At 68.5% G+C, this 2,783-nt stretch carries 2 protein-coding genes and 1 pseudogene; 2 read left to right on the top strand and 1 reads right to left on the bottom strand.

What is annotated here, in order from left to right; genetic code table 11:
- Positions 1 to 79 precede the first annotated feature (79 nt).
- Positions 80 to 1,102, top strand: a complete 1,023-nt coding sequence (locus GL279_RS19010; protein WP_155065902.1) for an enoyl-CoA hydratase/isomerase family protein — start codon at positions 80 to 82, stop codon at positions 1,100 to 1,102.
- On the top strand, positions 1,099 to 1,971 hold the full coding sequence (mmsB, locus tag GL279_RS19005) for a 3-hydroxyisobutyrate dehydrogenase (protein WP_155066162.1): 873 nt from the start codon (positions 1,099 to 1,101) through the stop codon (positions 1,969 to 1,971). The genes GL279_RS19010 and mmsB overlap by 4 nt, the downstream gene beginning before the upstream one ends.
- A gap of 130 nt (positions 1,972 to 2,101) precedes the next feature.
- Here mmsB and adh read toward each other — a convergent pair.
- Positions 2,102 to 2,659, bottom strand: a pseudogene (adh, locus tag GL279_RS19000) (aldehyde dehydrogenase); the annotation flags it as partial.
- Between the last annotated feature and the right edge of the window lie 124 nt (positions 2,660 to 2,783).

The following is a 2,783-nucleotide window of genomic DNA, read 5'->3' as shown; positions in this document are numbered from 1 at the left end:
ATTCGCGCCCTACCCCCCCGGCTTTTTCTGCTTCAGAGGATAGAATGACCGCTATGCTGAATTTGTCTGGCCGCCTCGGATGAGCGGGGTTTCGATCCGCCGCGACCGCCGTGCCGGGCGCATCACCCTGACCCGGCCGCAGGCGCTGAATGCGCTCGACCACGAAATGGCGCAGAGCATCGACGCCGCCCTCGCCGCCTGGCGCGACGATCCCGAGGTGGCGCTGGTCATCATCGACGCCGAGGGCAGCCGCGCCTTTTGCGCCGGCGGTGACATCGCCGCCGTCTATCGCGCCGGGCGGGCGGGCGATCACCGCGCCGGGCGCGCCTTCTTTCGCGACGAATATGTCATGGATGCCCGCATCGCCGACTTTCCCAAGCCGGTGGTGGCCTTGATGCAGGGCTTTGTCATGGGCGGCGGCGTCGGCCTTGGCGGCCATGCCAGCCACCGCATTCTCGGCGAGACGGCGCAGGTCGCCATGCCCGAATGCGGCATCGGCATGGTCCCCGATGTCGGCGGCAGCCGGCTTCTGGCGCGCGCGCCGGGGCAATGCGGCGAATATCTGGGCCTGACCGGCGCCCGCATGGGGCCGGGCGATGCGATCCTTGCGGGCTTTGCCGATGCCTTCGTCCCCGAGGCCGACTGGCCGGCGCTCAAGGAGCAGCTGGCCCGGACCGGCGATCCGGGCCTGATCCCGCGCCATCCCGCACCGCCGGCGCCGCTGGGCACGCGCGACCTTTCGGCCTTTGCCGGCGCCGACATGGCCGAGATCACCGCCGCGCTCGAGGCGCAGGGCGCCGATGACCTGCTGCAGATCCTGCGGCGCAACTCGCCCCTGTCGCTGGCGGCGACGCTGGCGCTGGTGCGGGCGGCGCGCCATGACGCCTCGGTCCGCGACAGCCTGGCGCGCGAGTTCCGCTTTACTGCCCGCGCCACCGCCGAGAGCGATTTTCTGGAGGGCGTGCGCGCGCAGCTGATCGACAAGGACCGCAGCCCGCGCTGGTCGGCGGATGCCAGCCCGGCGCATGTGCGCGCCATGCTGGCGCCCTTGGGTGCGGATGAGCTGACATGGGATATGTTCACGGGAAAGGACCAGCAATGAAGATCGGCTTTATCGGGCTTGGCAATATGGGCGGGCCGATGGCCGCCAATCTGGCGCGCGCCGGGCATGAGGTCATGGGCCACGACCCCAGCGCACCGATGCCCGAGGGCGTGCGCCCCGCCGCCAGCGCCGCCGAGGCGGTCCGCGCGGCCCGGGTGGTGATCACCATGCTGCCCAATGGCGCCATCCTGCGCGCCGTCGCCGCCGAGGCGATCCCGGCGATGGCTGCGGGCGCGGTGCTGTGCGATTGCTCGACCGTGGATGTCGACAGCGCCCGCGCCGTGGCCGGACAGGCGCAGGCGGCGGGGCTTGGGGCGCTGGACGCGCCGGTCTCGGGCGGGATCGGCGGGGCGGCGGCGGGCACGCTGACCTTCATGGTCGGCGGCGCGGCCGAGGCCTTTGCGGTGGTGGCGCCGCTCTTTGAGGTCATGGGCCAGAAGACGGTGCATTGCGGCGCCTCGGGTGCGGGTCAGGCGGCCAAGATCTGCAACAACATGATCCTTGGCGCGACGATGATCGCCACCTGCGAGGCCTTTGCGCTGGCCGACAAGCTGGGGCTGGAGCGGCAGAAGATGTTTGACGTGGTCTCGACCTCGTCGGGCTACAGCTGGTCGATGAACGCCTATTGCCCGGCGCCCGGTGTCGGGCCGACATCGCCGGCCGACAATGATTACAAGCCGGGCTTCGCGGCCGAGCTGATGCTGAAGGACCTGCGGCTGAGCCAGCAGGCGGCCGCGGCGGCCGATGCGGCCACGCCCATGGGGGCGCTGGCCGAAACCCTCTACGCCCGCTTCGTCGAGGCCGAGGGCGGCCGGGGCCGCGATTTCTCGGCCATGCTCCCATGGCTGGCAACAAAGCATAACAAGTAGGGGTGTCGCCGGGCCGGGGAATGACCTCCCGGCCCCGTTCCCGCAGAAAACCGCCGGCGGCCAAACCCATGGCCGCCGGCGTTGTCATGATCCCGCGCATCGCAAGAAGCCGATGCGCGGGATGGTCGCTTTAGAAGAAGCCCAGCTTGTTGGGATTGTAGCTGACCAGCGTGTTCTTGGTCTGCTGATAATGGTCCAGCATCATCTTGTGCGTCTCGCGGCCGATGCCTGATTGCTTGTAGCCGCCAAAGGCGGCATGGGCCGGATAGGCGTGGTAATTGTTGACCCAGACCCGACCCGCCTGAATGCCCCGGCTGAAGCGATAGGCGCGATTGCCGTCGCGGCTCCACACCCCCGCCGCCAGCCCGTAGATCGAGTCATTGGCCAGCTCCAGCGCCTCGTCATCGGTCTTGAAGGTCGTCACCGAGGTCACGGGGCCAAAGATTTCCTCCTGGAACACCCGCATCTTGTTGTGCCCCTCGAACACGGTGGGCTTGATGTAATAGCCGCCCGACAATTCGCCCGGCAGGACATTGGCCGTGCCGCCGGTCAGGATCCGCGCGCCCTCGCTGCGACCGATGTCGAAATAGCGCAGGATCTTTTCGAATTGCTCGTTCGAGGCCTGCGCGCCGATCATGGTCGAGAAATCGCGCGGATCGCCCTGCACGATCGCCTCGACGCGTTTCAAGGTGTTGAACGGCTTGCAATAAGGACCCCGCTTCTGGGGTGATCGGCGTCCAAAAGGGACCCCACCGACCGGGGGTTGGGTCCATTGTGCCTTCGATGATTATCGGAGGCCGAGCACGGGATGC

Origin of the sequence: Paracoccus limosus (genome assembly GCF_009711185.1) — a bacterium.
Lineage (GTDB): Bacteria > Pseudomonadota > Alphaproteobacteria > Rhodobacterales > Rhodobacteraceae > Paracoccus > Paracoccus limosus.
The sequence above is the reverse complement of the archived record's forward strand: the minus strand, read 5'-3'. Positions and strand labels throughout refer to the sequence as shown.